At 72.8% G+C, this 17,476-nt stretch carries 9 protein-coding genes and 1 pseudogene; 7 read left to right on the top strand and 3 right to left on the bottom strand.

The window, feature by feature from the left end; translation table 11 throughout:
* Positions 1 to 34 precede the first annotated feature (34 nt).
* A complete protein-coding gene (locus tag N8J89_RS19415) occupies positions 35 to 1,363 on the top strand; it encodes an aspartate aminotransferase family protein (protein ID WP_283665787.1) in 1,329 nt (442 codons plus the stop codon).
* Between the two features lie 14 nt (positions 1,364 to 1,377).
* Here N8J89_RS19415 and N8J89_RS19410 read toward each other — a convergent pair whose 3' ends face one another.
* Positions 1,378 to 2,334 carry a cyclase family protein gene (locus tag N8J89_RS19410; RefSeq protein WP_283665786.1) on the bottom strand — a complete coding sequence of 319 codons (957 nt, stop codon included), beginning with the start codon at positions 2,332 to 2,334 and terminating at the stop codon, positions 1,378 to 1,380.
* Positions 2,335 to 2,356: 22 nt separating this feature from the next.
* Complete coding sequence (locus tag N8J89_RS19405) at positions 2,357 to 2,779, bottom strand: hypothetical protein (protein WP_283665785.1); 423 nt, start codon at positions 2,777 to 2,779, stop codon at positions 2,357 to 2,359.
* A 62-nt stretch (positions 2,780 to 2,841) separates the two neighbouring features.
* Between N8J89_RS19405 and N8J89_RS19400 the strand changes: the two genes are divergently transcribed.
* A complete protein-coding gene (locus N8J89_RS19400) occupies positions 2,842 to 3,375 on the top strand; it encodes a DUF6817 domain-containing protein (protein ID WP_283665784.1) in 534 nt (177 codons plus the stop codon).
* A 16-nt stretch (positions 3,376 to 3,391) separates the two neighbouring features.
* Here N8J89_RS19400 and N8J89_RS19395 read toward each other — a convergent pair whose 3' ends face one another.
* A complete protein-coding gene (locus tag N8J89_RS19395; protein WP_283665783.1) occupies positions 3,392 to 4,363 on the bottom strand; it encodes an SDR family oxidoreductase in 972 nt (323 codons plus the stop codon).
* Between the two features lie 108 nt (positions 4,364 to 4,471).
* Between N8J89_RS19395 and N8J89_RS19390 the strand changes: the two genes are divergently transcribed.
* The 5 genes and pseudogenes from N8J89_RS19390 to N8J89_RS19370 all read left to right on the top strand — a co-directional run bounded on the left by N8J89_RS19390 (position 4,472) and on the right by N8J89_RS19370 (position 17,455).
* On the top strand, positions 4,472 to 4,948 hold the full coding sequence (locus tag N8J89_RS19390) for a TSUP family transporter (protein WP_283665782.1): 477 nt from the start codon (positions 4,472 to 4,474) through the stop codon (positions 4,946 to 4,948).
* 21 nt (positions 4,949 to 4,969) lie between these two features.
* A complete protein-coding gene (locus N8J89_RS19385; RefSeq protein ID WP_283665781.1) occupies positions 4,970 to 6,094 on the top strand; it encodes an L-talarate/galactarate dehydratase in 1,125 nt (374 codons plus the stop codon).
* Entirely contained in the window at positions 6,091 to 6,780 is a 690-nt protein-coding gene (locus tag N8J89_RS19380) for a FadR/GntR family transcriptional regulator (protein ID WP_283665780.1), read from the top strand. The genes N8J89_RS19385 and N8J89_RS19380 overlap by 4 nt, the downstream gene beginning before the upstream one ends.
* A gap of 224 nt (positions 6,781 to 7,004) precedes the next feature.
* Positions 7,005 to 16,178, top strand: a pseudogene (locus tag N8J89_RS19375) (SDR family NAD(P)-dependent oxidoreductase); the annotation flags it as partial.
* A 17-nt stretch (positions 16,179 to 16,195) separates the two neighbouring features.
* Positions 16,196 to 17,455, top strand: coding sequence for a cytochrome P450 (locus N8J89_RS19370; protein ID WP_283665778.1), 1,260 nt, complete (start codon positions 16,196 to 16,198; stop codon positions 17,453 to 17,455).
* The last annotated feature ends 21 nt before the right edge of the window (positions 17,456 to 17,476 follow it).

Genomic DNA, 17,476 nt, shown 5'->3' with positions numbered 1-17,476 from the left:
GACCTGATGCTCGGGCCGGCTCTAGCTTCGAGTCATGGTTGCTCCGACCACCGATTCGCCGGTCACCGAGTTCTGGGCCGACGTGGACCGCCACCTGGTCCGCTACGGCGGCACGTTCACCCGAGAGATCATCGCCAGCGCCGAGGGCAGTTTCCTGCGCACCGAGGACGGCCGCCGCATCCTGGACTTCACCTCAGGGCAGATGAGCGCGATCCTCGGCCACTCCCACCCCGACATCGTGGCCACCGTGCGCCGCCAGGTCGGCACGCTGGACCACCTGTTCAGCGGCATGCTCAGCCGCCCGGTGGTCGACCTGGCCCGTCGGCTGGCCGGGACCCTGCCGGAGCCGCTGGAGAAGGTGCAGCTGCTGACCACCGGCGCGGAGGTCAACGAGGCCGCGCTGCGGATGGCCAAGCTGGTCACCGGCAAGCACGAGATCGTCTCCTTCGCCCGGTCCTGGCACGGCATGACCCAGGCCGCGGCCGGCGCGACCTACAGCGCGGGCCGCAAGGGCTACGGCCCGGCCGCGCCCGGCAACCTGGCCATCCCCGCGCCGAACACCTACCGCCCGGACTTCTGCACCCCCGAGGGCGAGCTGGACTGGCGGCGGCAGCTGGACTTCGGCTTCGAACTGGTCGACGCCCAGTCCACCGGCAGCCTGGCCGCGTGCCTGGTGGAACCGATCCTGTCCTCCGGCGGCGTGCTCGAACCCCCGCCCGGCTACTTCGCCGCGCTGGCCGAGAAGTGCCGCGAGCGCGGCATGCTGCTGATCCTGGACGAGGCCCAGACCGGCCTGTGCCGCACCGGCACCTGGTACGCCTTCGAACGCGACGGCATCGTCCCGGACATCCTCACCCTGTCCAAGACCCTGGGCGCCGGACTCCCGCTGGCCGCGGTGATCACCAGCGCGGAGATCGAGGAGGCGGCCCACCGCCGCGACTACCTCTTCTTCACCACCCACGTCTCGGACCCGCTGGTCGCCGCGGTCGGCAACACCGTGCTCGACGTGCTCGAGCGCGACAACCTCGCCGAGCGCGCCCAGCGACTGGGCGAGCGGCTGCGCCAGGGCCTGACCCGGCTGGCGGAACGGCACGAGGTGGTCGGCGACGTCCGCGGCCGCGGCCTGCTGGCCGGGCTGGAACTGGTGGTGAACCGGGAAACCAAGCAGGCATCCGACGAGCTCGGCGCGGCGGTCACCCGGCGCTGCCTGGAACTGGGGCTGCACATGAACATCGTGCAGCTGCCGGGCATGGGCGGAGTGTTCCGGATCGCGCCGCCGCTGACCGCGACCGAGGAGGAGCTCGCCCTGGGCGTGGACCTGCTCGACCAGGCCATCGGCGACGTGGTGTCGGGCCGGGCCTGAGGCGGGCACCGCGGTCAGAAGGTGGCGATCGGGTTGACCGGGCTGCCGGAGGTGCCGGCGAAGCGCACCGGCGCGACCGCGAGCTGGAAGTCCCACTGCCCCAGCTCGGCAGCCGTCCGCGCACACGCCTCCAGGTCGCAGTTGTCCAGCAGCCACAACCCCATCGCGACCAAGCCCACCGCGTGCACCGGCATCAACACGTCCGCGTACCCCGACGGCTGCACGTCCTGCGGGGTGTCCGCGCCGATCAGCGCGACCTCCCGGTCACGCAGCCACGGCAGGCAGGACGCGTGCCACCCGGCCTGGGTGACACCGCCGGCCGCCCCCGCCTCGTGCCGGAGGCGGCCGTAGCCGGTCCGCAGGAGCACCGCGTCGCCGGAGCGCACCCGCACGCCCTGGCGACGCTCGGCCTCCTCCAGGTCCTCGGGGAACACACCCTGTCCCGGTTCCAGCCACGGCACATCGCGGACCTTGGCAACGTCCAGCAGGACACCGCGCGTGATGATCCCGTCCGCCGCCGCAGTGACGGCCGCCCACGCCGATCCCGTTGCGGCGTCGACCAAGGAGTGTGATCGCCCGTTGTACATCTGGCCGTCCCAGAAGAGGTGGCAGGGCGAGTCGACGTGGGTGATGGTGTTGCCGTGGAACATGATGCCGAGCCGCTCGTTCGAGAAGCCCCAGCGCCGGTCGTCGCGGAACCCGGGCAGGGGCATGTTCTCGGCGCCCGGCATGTCGGCGGCGCACGGGCACGAGGTCGTCGACCGCTCCATCTCCTCCGGCACGGCGATCTCCCACCCGCACGACACGCTCCGGCCGTGGCGCACGGCCCGCGCCGCTGCCAGCCGGACCTCGTCGGTGATGTGGTTCAGGGTGCCGCGCTCGTCGTCCTCGCCCCACCGTCCCCAGTTCGACAGCGTGTCGAAGTAGCCGAGCACGTCGTCCTGGGTGGGCATCGATCGCTCTGCGGTCATCCCAGCAGCTTCCCAGACCGGGTCAGTCCGCCTGCCCGGGATCGGCCTCGTGCCCCGGTTCCTCCGGTGTCCGGCGGCGTTGCTTGAGCTTGGCCTCCCAGCTGTGGCGGCGGCCGCCGGTCAGCTCCCGCGCCCGCGCCACGTACTTCCGGAACACCTCGTAGTACGTGTCGTCGTAGTCCTCGACCACCTGGAACGTCCACCGCCCCGGCAGCACGTTGCGCCCCAGCAGCTCCCGCTCCAGGTCCGCGGCCAGCTCCTCCTGCCCCGCCTTGCGCAGCTTCTCGATGCCCTCTTCCAGGGCGAAGTCGGCGGTGCCGGTGAGCTGGTGGAAGGTGTAGAGGGCGCCGCGAGCGCGTTCGATCGCCTCGAACGCCTCGCTGATCTTGCCAACGGCCTCGGCGGTGGCCTCGTCCCCGGCGGCGAGCTCTGACAGGTCGGTCATGCCCCCTCAGGTACCCAGAGATTCACGGCTCATCCCCGCCACGCGCGACCTGCAATCCCATCGTGAGCGCTGACGCCGAGGTCGAAGCATGGTTGCGGCACAAGGGAACCGAGGCGATCCCGCATCCGGGCGGAACCCTGTACGCCCACCTGTGCCGGGTGCGGGACCGCCTCGCCGATCTGGGTCACGGCTCCCCCGTCCAACTGGCCGGGCTGACCCACGCCGCCTACGGCACCGACGGTTTCGGCCTGGCCCTGCTCGACTGGCAGGACCGCGCCCCGCTCCGCACCCTCATCGGCGACCCGGCCGAGGAGCTGGTCTACCGGTACGGCTCCTGCGACCGGGACCGCAGCTGGCCGCGCCTGGCCGCCATCGGCGAGGTGACCGACCGCTTCACCGGCCGGGTGAGCACCCTGGCCGGTGCACGGCTGACCGAGTTCGTCGACCTCAGCATCGTCAACGAGCTCGACGTGATCGAGCAGGACCCGGGTCTGCTGGCCAAGCACGGGGACTACTTCCGGGAGCTGTTCACCACCTGGACGCCAGTCGCCTCCGCGCCGCTGCGGCCCAGCCTGCGAGACCTCCTCGACCGCTGACAGCCAACCGCCGTGGCTACCGCCTGCCCCTGGCGACGGCCAGCGCCGCGCCGGTCAGCACGAGCGCGCCGGTGGCGACCCGCCGCACAGCCGTGCGCCGCCCGCCGTGCCAGCCACCGTGCACCTCGCCAGTACCCGGCGCGGGCTCGTGCAGGTTGCCGTGCGTCGGGTCCGCGTCCTGCTGCCGGGACAGGTGCGAGCGGTCCACTTGGAACGCGGTCAGCTTCTCGGTCAAGCCGGGCCAGAACTTCGCCTGCAACAGCAGAACGCGCCCCACCGGGCCGACCACGACCTCACGCCGGGGCACCCGCACCAGGCCGACGATCGCCCTGGCGACCCGCTCCGGGGAGTACACCGGCGGCATGGCCACCGCCCGGCGTTCGGTGTAGTTCGCCGCGTGCGCGAAGAACGGGGTGTCGATGGTGGCGGGCAGCACGGTGCACACCCGCACACCGCGCGCCTTGGCCAGCCGCAGTTCCTGGCGCAGGCTCACACCCAGCGCGCGGACCGCGAACTTCGACATGCCGTAGGGCGCGGTGTAGGGCTGCGGCACGGCGCCGACCACCGAGGAGACGTTCACCAGCACACCGCGGCCCTGGTCCCGCAGGTACCGCAGCGCCGCGCGGGCCCCGTGCACGCAGCCCATCACGTTGACATCCAGCACCCGCCGGAAGTCATCCAGCGGAATCTCCTCGAACGGCGCGAACACCGACACCGCGGCCGCGTTGACCCACACGTCGATCCGGCCAAAACGCTCCGCGGCCAGCCGCGCCAGGTTGTTGACCTGGTGGGCATCGGCCACATCGGTCGGCACCGCCAGCGCCCGCCCACCCGCTGCCTCGCACTCCCGCACCAGCTCCCGCAACGCCTCCGGCCGCCGCGCGGCCACCACCACCGAGGCGCCCTTGCCCGCGAACTCCAGCGCGGCCGCCCGGCCGATGCCGCTGGAGGCGCCGGTGACCACGACAACGGCATCCCGTACCCGCATGGTCGTCTCCCTCCCTGCTCGCGTTGGTCCGGCGCAGGGGTACCCGGGTTGCGCAGCGCCAACCGACGGTCGCGCCTGGACACCACCAAAGATCGCTACAGTGCGACCGTGCGAGCGGCTACGGCCGGCGTCGCGGCCGAGCTGCCCGGTTCGATGGCCGGGCTGGCCGTGCTGGGCGGATCAGCCGGGGCCGCGCTGCTGCTGACCACCCCGGCGGCGACCTTCGAGCGGATCGTGCCCTGGCTGATCGCGCTGGGCTCGGTGCTGCTGCTGACCCGGGACCGGCTGCGGGAGATCGCCGATGAGCGGGCCAAGCGGCGCGGCGGCGGTCCTGGCTCGGCGGTGCCGCTGCCCGGGGCGATCGCGCTGGTCGCGGTCTACGGCGGCTACTTCGGCGCGGGGGCGGGTGTGCTGTCGCTGGCCGTGCTCACCGGCGCGGCCAACCTCACCGCAGGGCTCGCCTTCGCCGCGCTGGCCCCGGTGCACCGGCTCGCCGCGGCCCTGCTCGCGCTCGGCGCGCTGGCCGGTCTGGGCCAGGCCGCGCACCTGTGGTGGCGTACCACCGGCCAGTTGTATGACCACTAAGTCAGTTGTACGATCTCTCGCATGGCCGTTGATCGCATCACGCAGGTCCGCCTGTCCTCCGTCCGGCTCCCGCTGAGCACGCCGGTCAGCGACGCGAAGGTGTTCACCGGCCGCCAGAAGCCGATGACCGAGGTGGCCTTCCTGTTCGCCGAGATCGAGGCCGAGAGCGGTCACCGCGGCCTGGGTTTCGGCTATTCGAAACGCGCGGGCGGTCCCGGCCAGTACGCGCACGCCCGTGAGGTGGCGCCGGAGCTGATCGGCGATGACCCCAACGACATCGGGCGGCTGTGGGACAAGCTGGTGTGGGCCGGGGCCTCGGTTGGCCGCAGCGGCCTGGCCACCCAGGCGATCGCGGCGCTGGACATCGCGCTGTGGGATCTCAAGGCCACCCGCGCCGGGCTGCCGCTGGCCAAGCTGCTCGGCGCGCACCGGGACTCGGTGCGCTGCTACAACACCTCCGGCGGCTTCCTGCACACCCCGCTGGCGCAGGTGCTGGACAACGCCACCGCCGCGCGGGAACGCGGCATCGGCGGCATCAAGATCAAGGTCGGCCACCCGGACTCCACAGTGGACCTGCGGCGGGTGAGCGCGGTGCGCGAGCGGCTCGGCGACGGCTTCCCGCTGATGGTCGACGCGAACCAGCAGTGGGACCGGCCCACCGCGCGGCGGCTCGGGCGGGCGCTGGAGGCATTCGACCTGACCTGGATCGAGGAGCCGCTGGACGCCTACGACCACGCCGGGCACGCCGCGCTCGCGGCCGCGCTGGACACCCCGATCGCCACCGGCGAGATGCTGGCCAGCGTGGCCGAGCACGCCGAGCTGATCAGGGCGGGCGGCGCCGACATCATCCAGCCGGACGCGCCGCGGATCGGCGGCATCACCCAATTCCTGAAACTGGCCGCGCTCGCCGAGCACCACCGGCTGCAGCTGGCCCCGCACTTCGCCATGGAGATCCACCTGCACCTGGCCGCGGCCTACCCGCTGGAGCCCTGGCTGGAGCACTTCGACTGGCTGGAACCGCTGTTCAACGAGCGCCTGGAGCTCGCGGACGGCCGAATGCTGGTGCCCGACCGGCCCGGTCTCGGCCTGACGCTGAGCGACCAGGCCGCGGCCTGGACCGTGGACAGCTGCGTGGTGACCGGATGAGCCGCACCGAGGAACTGGTGGAACGGCTCACCGCGCGGATCAAGGAAGGCGTGGTCCGGCCGGGCGAGAAGCTGCCCACCGAGGGCAGCCTGGTGCAGACCTACGGGGTCAGCCGCACCGTGGTCCGCGAGGCGCTGTCCCGGTTGCAGGCCGCCGGGCTGGTGGAGACCCGGCACGGCCGGGGCAGCTTTGTGCTGGCCCAGCCGAGCACCGCCCGGTTCGAGCCGCCCAAGGACGGGGAGCTGACCGTCGAGGGCGTGGTGGAGCTGATCGAGTTCCGCACCGGCTGGGAAACCGAGTCCGCGGCACTGGCCGCCCAGCGCCGCACCGAGGCGCAGCTGCGCGACCTGGGCGCGGCCCTGGCCGAGTTCACCGCGGCCGCGGCCAACCCCAGCGCCGCGGTCAACGCCGACTACCAGTTCCACCTGCGCATCGCCCTGGCCAGCGGCAACCGCTACTTCGCCGACCTGGCCACCGCCTCGGGGCCCGGCATGATCGTCATCCCGCACTACCGGCTGTTCCCCGACGAGCAGCGGTTCGGCCGGATCGTCAGCGAGCACGAGAACATCCACGCCGCCATCGCCCTTGGCGACCCCGAGGGCGCGCGGGCGGCGATGCGGGTGCACCTGTCGAACAGCCGCAGCCGCCTGCTCGACCTACAGGTGGCGGCAACTCAGGGGTTTTGATATCAGCGAATTCGATAGGGGCTGCCGACGAAGATACCCCTATCTTTCGCCGTCCCGCTGTGCGCTGACAGGTTCCAGACATACACTCCGCGATGTAACCGATTCCGGAAGAGCAAACTGGCAGGAACCGGCAATTCCAGGACTTCACGGTATTTCCCGGGAAGTTTTGGAACAAGGTTGGTTGTCTGTCCACCCGGAACCGAGCACCTGGGGAGAAGTGTGTGGGAGAGCCGATCGCGATCGTGGGTATGGCCTGCACGTACCCCGGCGGCGTGACCACTCCTGCCGGGTTGTGGCAGGCCGCGATCTCGGGCGCGGACCTGATCGGGGAAATGCCGTCGGACCGCGGCTGGGACCTCGATTCCCTTTATGATCCCGATCCGGATAGGCCCGGTAAGTCCTACACCCGGCACGGCGGATTCCTCCATCAAGCCGGTGACTTCGACGCCGCGTTCTTCGGCCTCTCGCCGAGGGAGGCGCTGACCACCGATCCGCAGCAGCGGCTGTTGCTCACCTCGGCCTGGCAGGCGCTGGAGGACGCCGGAATCGACCCCGCCTCGATCCGCGGCAGCCGGACCTCGGTGTTCGCCGGGGCGATGATGCACGACTACGCGCCGAGGGTGCACACCGTGCCCAACGGGCTGGAAGGGCACCTGATCACCGGCAACACCGCCAGCGTGGTCTCCGGCCGGCTGGCCTACGTGCTCGGGCTACGCGGCCCGGCGATCACGGTGGACACCGGTTGCTCCTCATCGCTGGTCACCCTGCACCTGGCGGTCCAGTCGCTGCGCGCGGGCGAGAGCAGCCTGGCCCTCTCCGGCGGGGTGACCGTGATGGCCACGCCGGAGATGTTCGTGGAGTTCTCCCGGCTGCGCGGACTGGCCCCGGACGGCCGGTGCAAGCCGTTCTCCGCGACCGCGGACGGCACCGCCTGGGCCGAGGGCGCCGGGATGCTGGTGCTGGAACGGCTTTCCGACGCCGTGCGCAACGGACGCCGGGTGCACGCGCTCATCCGGGGCACCGCGGTCAACTCCGACGGCGCGTCCAACGGACTGTCCGCGCCCAGCGGTCCCGCGCAGGAACTGGTGATCCGGGAGGCGCTCGCCGCCGCCGGTCTGTCCACAGTGGACGTTGACGCGGTGGAGGCGCACGGCACCGGCACCCGGCTCGGCGACCCGATCGAGGCGGGTGCGCTGCTGGCCACCTACGGGCAGGACCGGGACCGCCCGCTGCTGCTGGGCTCGGTGAAGGCCAACACCGGGCACACCCAGGCCGCGGCCGGGGCGGCCGGCGTGATCAAGATGGCGCAGGCGATGCGGCACGGCGTGCTGCCCAAGATCCTGCACTTCACCGAGCCGAGCCCGCACGTGGACTGGACCAGCGGCGCGGTGCTCCCGCTGGCCGAGCACACCCCGTGGCCGGAGACCGCGCGCCCGCGCCGGGCCGGGGTGTCCTCCTTCGGGATCAGTGGCACCAACGCCCACGTCGTGCTGGAACAGGCCCCCGCGCCCGCGCCGCAAGCCGAGCCGCCGCCGGTGGTGCCGCTGCTGCTGTCGGCCACCACGCTGACCGCGTTGCGGGAACAGGCTTCCCGGCTGCGCGAGCACCTGGACACCGACATCTCGCTCGCCGACATCGGGTTCACCCTGGCCACCGGCCGGTCCCGGTTCGAGCACCGCGCGGCCGTGCTGGGCACCGATCCGGCGGCCCTGCGTGCCGGACTGGCCGCGCTGGCCGCTGGCGAGCCCGCACCGGGGGTGCTCACCGGCACGGCCCGGCGCGAGGCCCGTCCGGTGCTGGTGTTCCCCGGCCAGGGCACCCAGTGGACCGGCATGGCGGTGCGGCTGCTCGCGGAGAGCCCGGTGTTCGCCGAACGGATGGCGCAGTGCCAGCAGGCGTTGTCCCCCTTCGTGGACTGGCAGCTGACCGAAGTTCTCGCCGACGAGGCCGCACTGTCCGAAGTGGACATCGTACAGCCGGCCACCTGGGCGGTGATGGTCTCGCTGGCCGCACTCTGGCAGGCGCACGGCGTGCGGCCGGTCGCGGTGGTCGGGCACTCGCAGGGCGAGATCGCCGCCGCCACGGTGGCCGGTGCACTGTCGCTGGAAGATGGCGCGCTGGTGGTTGCCTTGCGCGCCAAGGCGATCCGCGCGCTGTCCGGGCTCGGCGGGATGGCCTCGGTCGCCCTGTCCAGAGCCGCGGCTGAGCGCCGGATCCAGCGCTGGCCGGACCTGCACGTGGCCGCGGTCAACGGTCCGGAGGCCACGGTGCTCTCCGGTGATCCGCGCGCGCTAGCCGAACTGGGCGAGGAGCTGGCGGCCGAGGAGATCCGCTTCCGCCGCCTGCCGGTGGACTACGCCTCGCACTCGCCCCAGGTCGACCTGCTCCGCGAGGAGCTGCGCGCCGCGCTCGCCCCGATCAGCCCGCGGCCAGCCGAGATTCCCTTCCACTCCACCGTCTCCGGCGAGTCCGAGGTCCTGGACGCGGACTACTGGTTCCGCAACCTGCGCCAGACCGTGGAGTTCGACTCGGCCATCCGCGGCCTGATCGCGTTGGGCCACACTACTTTCCTGGAGTGCTCCGCGCACCCGGTGCTCACCGTCGGCCTGCACCAGCTACTGGACGAACTGGACCAGGACGGCATCGCGCTGGGCACCCTGCGCCGCGAGGAAGGCGGCCCGGCACGCTTCCTGCTGGCCGCCGCCGAGGCCCAGGTGCACGGCGTCGACCTGCGGCTGGACCGGGTCTTCCCGGGCGCGCGGCCGACCAGCCTGCCCACCTACCCGTTCCAGACCGAGCGGTTCTGGCTGCTGCCGACCGCGAGCGCCCCTGCCACCTCGGGCCACCCGCTGCTCACCTCGGCGGTTGTGCTGGCCGGTGGCGACGGGCTGGTGGGCACCGGCTCGGTGTCCTTGCGGGCGTTGCCGTGGCTGGCCGATCACGCGGTGCACGGCACGGTGCTGGTGCCGGGCACGGCCTTCGCCGAGCTGGCCCTGCACGCCGGTGAGCTGCTCGGCCTGCCACGGCTGCTGGAGCTGGCGGTGGAGCGGCCGCTGGCGGTGCCCGCCGCGGGCGAGGCCGAGCTCCAGCTGACCGTGGACGGCGCGGGAGCCCTCGCGGTGCACACGCGGCCGGACCGCGACACGGCCTGGACCCGGCACGCCACCGGCACCCTCGGCCCCGGCGAGTCCGCGACCGTGGCCACGATTACCTGGCCCCCGGCCGCCGAGGAGATCGACCTGGACGGCGCGTACGCGCGGCTGGCCGAATTGGGCTACGAGTACGGGCCAAGTTTCCAGGGCCTGCGCCGGGCCTGGCGCGACGGTGAGCGCCGCTACGCCGAGGTCGAGCTGCCCGCCGAGCCCGGCCGCTTCGGCATCCACCCCGCGCTGCTGGACGCCGCCCTGCATCCGCTGCTGCTCGGCGCGGACGGCGAGCTCCGGCTGCCGTTCTCCTTCGCCGGCGTCGAACTGGCCGCCGTCGGCGCGACCACCATCCGGGTCGCGCTGACGCCGACCGGCCAGGACGCCTTCCGCGTCGAGATCACCGATGCGCTCTCCGGCGCGGTGTGCGCCATCGAGACGATGTCCTTGCGGCCGCTGCGAACTGAGCTGCTCGTCGGCAGCGACCGGTCGCTGTTCCAGGTCAGCTGGACGCCGTCACCGCGGCGGGCGACCCCCGGCGCGACCGAGGTGCTGCACGGCACCGATGTGCACCAGGTGCTCGGCGCGATCCGCGAGTGGCTGGCCGCGGACCGGGACGGGCAGCTGGCCATCGTCACCAGGAACGCGATCGCGACCGGGCCGGATGAGGACGTCGACCTGACGGCGGCCCCGGTGTGGGGCCTGGTGCGCACCGCGCAGACCGAGCACCCCGGCCGGTTCCGGCTGGTGGACCTGGACGCTCCAGCCCAGCTGGACACCGCGCTCGGCTGTCCCGAACCACAGGTGGCCCTCCGCGGCGGGCAGGTGCTGGTCCCCCGGCTGGCCAGGGTCACCGCCGGTGCGCCGCCTCGGCTGGATCCGGCGGGCACGGTGCTGATCATCGGCGGCACCGGGACCCTGGGGCGGGCGCTGGCCGAGCACCTGGTGACCGCGCACGGGGTCCGGCACCTGGTGCTGACCGGGCGGCGGGCGGCGGAAGCGCCAGAGCTGCCGGGCGCGGAGGTCCGGGTGGTGGCCTGCGATGTCACCGACCGGCAGGAGCTGGCCGCGGTGATCGACGGCATTCCGGCCGAGCACCCGCTCACCGCGGTGGTGCACGCCGCCGGTGTGCTGGCCGACAGCCCGGTGGCCGCACTCGCCCCCGAGCAGCTGGATTCGGTGCTACGCCCCAAGGTCGAGGGCGCTTGGCACCTGCACGAGCTGACCCAAGACCTGGACCTGGCCGCGTTCGTGCTGTTCTCCTCGGTGGCTGGCGTCATCGGCACCCAAGGGCAGGCCAACTACGCCGCGGCCAACAGCTACCTGGACGCGCTGGCCCACCACCGGCGCGCACGCGGGCTGCCTGCGACCTCGATGGCCTGGGGCCTGTGGGCGCAGGAATCGGGGATGACCGGGCACCTGGACGCGGCCGACCGGGCGCGGCTGAGCCGGGCCCGGTTGCGGCCGATCGCACCCGCGCACGGGCTGGCGCTGTTCGACGCGGCGCTGGACGGGCCGCCGCTGTCCGTGCCCGCGCGGTTCGACCTCGGCGAGCAGGGCGACCGGCCCGCCATCTTCGAAGGGCTGCTGGGGCCGAAACGGCCGACCGCGGCGAAGCAGGCGCAACCGGTGGCCTTCGTGCCGGGTGACGAACGCGCGGTGCTGGAGCTGGTGCTGCGCACGGTGGCCACGGTGCTGGGCAGCACCGGGGAGGTCAATCCCGAGCGGGCCTTCCGGGACATCGGGTTCGACTCGCTGACCGGCCTGGAACTGCGCAACCGGCTCAGCGCGGCCACCGGGCTGCGGCTGCCCGCGACCACGGTGTTCGACCACCCGACGCCCGCGCTGCTGGCCGCGCACCTGGCCGGAGGCAGCCCGCGGACGGCCGAGACCGCCGAGCCTGTCGTTGCCCCGCAAGACGATCCGATCGTCGTGGTCGGGGCCGGATGCCGCTTCCCCGGCGGTGTGTCCACAGTGGACGAACTGTGGACGGTGCTGGCCGAGGGGCGCGACGTGATCAGCGAGTTCCCGGCGGACCGGGGCTGGGACGCCGGGGCCAGCTCGGTGCGGCACGGGGGTTTCCTGGCCGACGCGGCGGAGTTCGACCCCGGCTTCTTCGGCATTCCGCCGCGGGAGGCGCTGGTGATGGACCCGCAGCAGCGGATCCTGCTGGAGGTCGCCTGGCACGCGCTGGAGTCGGCGGGCATCGATCCGGCCGGACTGCGCGGCAGCCGGACCGCGGTGTTCACCGGCACCATGGGCAGCGACTACGGGCACCGGGTGCACGAGGTGCCGGAAGACCTCAGCGGGCAGGTCTCCATCGACAACGCGAGCAGCGTGGCCTCGGGGCGGCTGGCCTACTTCTTCGGGTTCGAGGGGCCCGCGATCACCCTGGACACCGCCTGTTCCTCGGCGCTGGTGGCCATGCACCTGGCGGCGCAGGCGTTGCGCAGCGGGGAGTGCACGCTGGCGCTGGCCGGTGGGGTGACCGTGATGACCACGCCCACCCTGTTCGCCGAGTTCGCCCAGGTGTACGCGCTGGCCCCGGACGGGCGGTGCAAACCCTTCGCCGCTACCGCGGACGGCACTGCGTGGAGCGAGGGCGCGGGACTGGTGGTGCTGGAACGGCTTTCCGACGCCCGCCGCAACGGCCACCGGGTGCTGGCCGTGCTGCGCGGCAGCGCGGTCAACTCCGACGGCGCCTCCAACGGCCTCACCGCGCCCAACGGGGCCGCGCAGCGACGGGTGATCCAGGATGCGCTGGCCGCCGCCGGACTGTCCACTTCGGACGTTGACGCGGTGGAGGCGCACGGCACCGGGACCACCCTGGGCGATCCGATCGAGGCCCAGGCCCTGCTGGCCACCTACGGGCAGGACCGGGAACGGCCGGTGCTGGTCGGCTCGGCCAAGTCCAACCTCGGCCACACCCAGGCCGCCGCCGGAGTCGCGGGTGTGCTGAAGATGATCCTGGCCATGCGGCACGGGATCCTGCCCGGCACGCTGCACCTGGACCAGCCGAGCCCGCACGTGGACTGGACCAGCGGCGCGCTGGAACTCGCCACCGGAGCCACGCCGTGGCCGGAGACCGGACGGCCGCGCCGGGCCGGGGTCTCCTCCTTCGGCATCAGCGGCACCAACGCGCACCTGATCCTGGAACAACCCCCAGCCGAGCCGGAACCCGAGCCCGCGACCGCGCCGCCGCTGCTGCCCTGGGTGCTCTCCGCTGCCGACCCGCAAGCGTTGGAGCGCCAGGCCAAGGCCCTGCTCGACCAGCCGGGCGAGCCGCTCGACCTGGCCTACTCGCTGGCCACCACCCGAGCCCAGCTGCCGTTCCGCGCGGTCTACCTCGGCGCGGACCGGGCCGGGCTGCACCGCGCGATCACCGAGGGCACCGCGATCACCGGCGAGGTGCGGCGGGGCACGACCGCCTTCCTGTTCCCCGGCCAGGGAGCCCAGCACGCCGGGATGGCCGCGGAGCTGTACCGGAGCGAACCGCGGTTCGCCGAGGCTTTCGACGCGGTGGCCGCGGAGCTGGACCGGCACCTGGACCGCCCGTTGCGGGAGCTGGTCTTCGACGGTGATTCAACCCGGACCGATCACACCCAGGCCGCGGTGTTCGCAGTGGAGGTGGCACTGTTCCGGCTGATCACCGCGGTCGGCGTGACGCCGGACGCGCTGGCGGGGCACTCGGTCGGCGAGGTGGCCGCCGCGCACGCCGCCGGAGTGCTGTCGCTGCCCGATGCCTGCACGCTGATCGCGGCCAGGGGCAGGCTGATGCGCGAGCTGGGCCGGTCCGGGGCGATGGTCGCGATCCGGGCCACCGAGGAACAGGCCAGGGAACTGTTGCGCGGCAACGAGTCCGAGGTCTCGATCGCCGCGGTCAACGGGCCGGACTCGGTGGTGCTCTCCGGCACCGAGGACGTGGTGCTCGCGCTGGCCGCGCGCGCCCCGCACGCCCGCAGGCTCGCGGTGGCCCAAGCCTTCCACTCCCCGCACATGGACCCGGTGCTCGCGCCACTGCGGGAGGTGCTGGACACCCTGGAGTTCCACGAGCCCGTCATTCCGGTGGTCAGCTCGGTCACCGGGCGCGCGGCCACCGGGGCGGACCTGCGCAGCCCGGAGTACTGGGTGCGGCAGGCCCGCCACCCGGTCCGCTTCCACGACTGCCTGACCGCGCTGGCAGCCTCCACCTACCTGGAGGTCGGTCCGGGCGGCACGCTCAGCGCCCTCGGCCAGGAAACCCAGCCGGAGGCGGCGTTCCTACCGGTGCTGCCCAAGGCGCGGCCCGCCGTGGAGTCGCTGCTCCGTGCGCTCGCCGCCGCGCACACCAGGGGCGTCCCGGTGGACTGGGCCGCCTGGTGCGCGGGCGGGCGGCGGGTGCCGCTGCCGGGGTACCGGTTCAGCCGCGAGCGGTTCTGGCTGCCGGTGCGCGCGGCCAAGGACCCGCTGCTGCACGTGGTGGACTGGGTTCCGGCCGAGCCCGCCGCGACCCCGGCCGGTCCCTGGCTGGTGCTCGCGCCGCCGGGCGAGCGGTGCGCGGAGATCACCGGCGCGGTGGCCGCGGCGCTGGACGCCGAGGTGCTGCCCTACACCGGCCAGGAAATCCCACCCGCCAACGGAATCGTCTCGCTGCTGGCGCTCGATCCGGCTGCCGAAACCACGGTTCCCAGCTCGGTGACGGCCACCCTCGCGCTGTTGCAAGCCGTGCCGGAGGGAACTCCGGTCTGGGCCATCACCCAGGGCGCGGTGCGGGCGCGCGAACAGGATGTGCCGCAACCGGATCAGGCCGCGGTGTGGGGGCTGGGCCGGGTGGCCGCGCTGGAAGTCCCCGGCCGCTGGGGTGGACTCGTCGACCTGCCCACTCAACCGTCCGAAGTGGACTTCCGCGCACTGCGCGCGGCGCTTGGCGGGGAGGACCAGTCCGCCATCCGCGACGGCCGGATCTTCGTGCGCCGCTTGGCAACCGTGCCCGCGCGACCGGCCACCACGGTGGCACCGGCCGGGACCGTGCTGATCACCGGCGGCCTCGGCGGACTGGGCCGTCACCTGGCCCGGCACCTGGCCGCACACGGCGCGAAGCACCTCCTGCTGATCAGCCGCCAAGGTCCGGACGCCCCCGGCGCGGCGGAACTGCGCGCCGAGCTGGCAGGCACCGAAGTCACCATCGCCGCCTGCGACGTCACCGACCGCGACGCCCTGGCCGCGCTGCTGCGGCAGCACACCCTTTCCGGCGTGGTGCACGCGGCCGGTGTGCTCGACGACGGTGTGCTGGATTCCCTGTCGCCCAGCCGTTTCGCCACTGTCTTCGACGCGAAGGCGGGCGGCGCTCGGCACCTGGACGAGCTCACCCGCGAGCACCCGCTGGAGTTCTTCGTGCTCTGCTCCTCCCTGGCCGCCACCGTCGGCTCCCCCGGCCAGGGCAACTACAGCGCGGCCAACGCCGTCCTGGAGGCCCTCGCCCACCGGCGGCGCGCGCAGGGCCTGCCCGCCACCTGCCTGGCCTGGGGTCCTTGGGACAGCACTGGAATGGCCTCGGCGGAACTGGCCTCCGGCTGGCAGACGCGGGGCATCACGCCGATGGCGGCCGGGGCCGCCTTGGCCGCCTTCGACCGCGCGCTGGCCGCGGGCGGAGGTGCGTACGCTATCGCCGAGGTGGACTGGCCCCGTTTCGCCACCGGCCTGCGACCGAGCCGCCTGTGCGACAACCTGCCCGGCGTCCAGCCCGCCGAAGAACCCGTTGCACCGCAACCAATCCGACTGAACGAGCTGCCCGCCGAGGAACGCGAGCCCTACCTGACCCAGGTGGTGATCTCGCACATCGCCGCCGTCTCGGGGCACCGCGCCGAGGACATCCTGCCCGGGCGGTCCTTCCGCGAGCTGGGGCTGGACTCGCTGGCCGGGGTCAAACTGCGCAACCGGCTCAGCGCGGCTACCGGCGCGGAGCTGACCGCGACCGTGGTCTACGAGCACCCGACGCCGGTGGCACTCGCCCGGCACCTCATCGAGGCGCTCGGCGGCGGGGTGCGGGACGCGGTGCGCGCCACCATGTCCCGGCTCTACGAGCTGGAGCAGGCGCTGGCCGGGCTGCGGCCCTCGGCGGTCGGCCGGGGTGAGGCGATCACCGGGACGCTGGAACGGATCCTGCGGTCCTGGCAGGCGCGGGAACAGGCCGCGCCGGTGGCGCCCGATCTGGACAGCGCCACCGACGAGGAGATCTTCGACCTGATCGACGGCGTGCTCGCCGAGGAACGATGACGGAGGAAGCGGGAACGATGAGCCTTGTCCAGGAAAGGGTCGCCAGCCGCGACAACCCGCTCTACAGGTTGCTGGAGCCGGAAACCCTCGCCGACCCGTACCCGCTGCTGGCCAAGTGGCGGGAGTCGGGCCCGATCGAGACCGAGGACGGGTCGCTGATCATCAGCGACTACGCCACCTGCATGGCGATCCTGCGCGACCACGCCGCCATGGGCAACGACACCCTGGCCTCCCCCGCGATGCGCAAGGTGTTCCCGGAGGCCACCGAGGAACCGGTGCTCAACTCCATCTTCTTCCTCGACGACCCCGCGCACGGCAGGCAGCGCAGGCTGGTCACCAAGGCGTTCACCCCGCGGATCACCGCCCGCTACGAACCCTGGATCACCGGGATCGTGGCGGAGCTGTTCGCCAAGTTCATCGCCGACGGCGAGTTCGACGGGGTGGAGGACCTGGCCACCGCGCTGTCCCTCGGCGTGATCGCCAAGCTGCTGGACATCCCGGCCGAGGACATCCCGCTGCTGCGCGCGTGGTCCAGCGACATGGCGCTGTCCACCGAGCTGCCCACCCTGGTGGCCAGTTTCCACAACGCGGAGGTCTTCACCAGGGACGAGCTGATCCGGCTCACCCAGACCTCCACCACGGTGCACACCTACTTCGCCGACCTCATCTTCAAGCGCCGCAAGAACCTGGGTGAGGACCTGATCTCCAGCCTGATCCGCACCGAGCACGAGGGCCGCAAGCTGTCCCGGCGCGAGATCACCAACACGGTGGCCACGGTGTTCATCGCCGCGCACGAGTCGACCACCAACCTGATCACCAACGGCCTGCTCGCGCTCTCCCGCCACCCCGGCCAGTTGGAGCTGCTGCGCCAGGACCCGTCGCTGGCCATCGACTGCGTCGACGAGTCGCTGCGCTACGACTGCCCGATCCTGCTGATCGGCCGGGTCGCGCTGGAAGGCAAGCGGGTCAACGGGATCGACATCGACAAGGACACCATCGTCACGCTGGTGATCGGCTCGGGCAACCGGGACGAGCGGGAGTTCCCGCAGGCCGATGAGTTCCGGATCCAGCGGCGCAGCAAGAGCATGGGCCTGGCCTTCGGCGTCGGCGCGCACTACTGCCTGGGCAACAGCCTGGCCAAGCTGGAGGCACAGATCGTCTTCCGCACGGTCGCCGAGCGCCTGCGCGAGTTCCACGTGCACGAGGACTCGCTGAGCTACCGCAGGCACGTGGTGGTGCGCGGCCTCGACACCCAGCGCATCACCTTCACCGCCTGATCCCGCCAGCCATGTCCACGA

This window comes from Crossiella sp. CA-258035 (assembly GCF_030064675.1).
GTDB lineage: Bacteria > Actinomycetota > Actinomycetes > Mycobacteriales > Pseudonocardiaceae > Crossiella.
The sequence above is the reverse complement of the archived record's forward strand: the minus strand, read 5'-3'. Positions and strand labels throughout refer to the sequence as shown.

Coding starts and splice junctions, on each gene's coding strand:
- N8J89_RS19415 (WP_283665787.1), top strand. CDS start 35: ATGGTTGCTCCGACCACCGATTCGCCGGTCACCGAGTTCTGGGCCGAC.
- N8J89_RS19410 (WP_283665786.1), bottom strand. CDS start 2,334: ATGACCGCAGAGCGATCGATGCCCACCCAGGACGACGTGCTCGGCTAC.
- N8J89_RS19405 (WP_283665785.1), bottom strand. CDS start 2,779: ATGACCGACCTGTCAGAGCTCGCCGCCGGGGACGAGGCCACCGCCGAG.
- N8J89_RS19395 (WP_283665783.1), bottom strand. CDS start 4,363: ATGCGGGTACGGGATGCCGTTGTCGTGGTCACCGGCGCCTCCAGCGGC.
- N8J89_RS19385 (WP_283665781.1), top strand. CDS start 4,970: ATGGCCGTTGATCGCATCACGCAGGTCCGCCTGTCCTCCGTCCGGCTC.
- N8J89_RS19380 (WP_283665780.1), top strand. CDS start 6,091: ATGAGCCGCACCGAGGAACTGGTGGAACGGCTCACCGCGCGGATCAAG.
- N8J89_RS19370 (WP_283665778.1), top strand. CDS start 16,196: ATGAGCCTTGTCCAGGAAAGGGTCGCCAGCCGCGACAACCCGCTCTAC.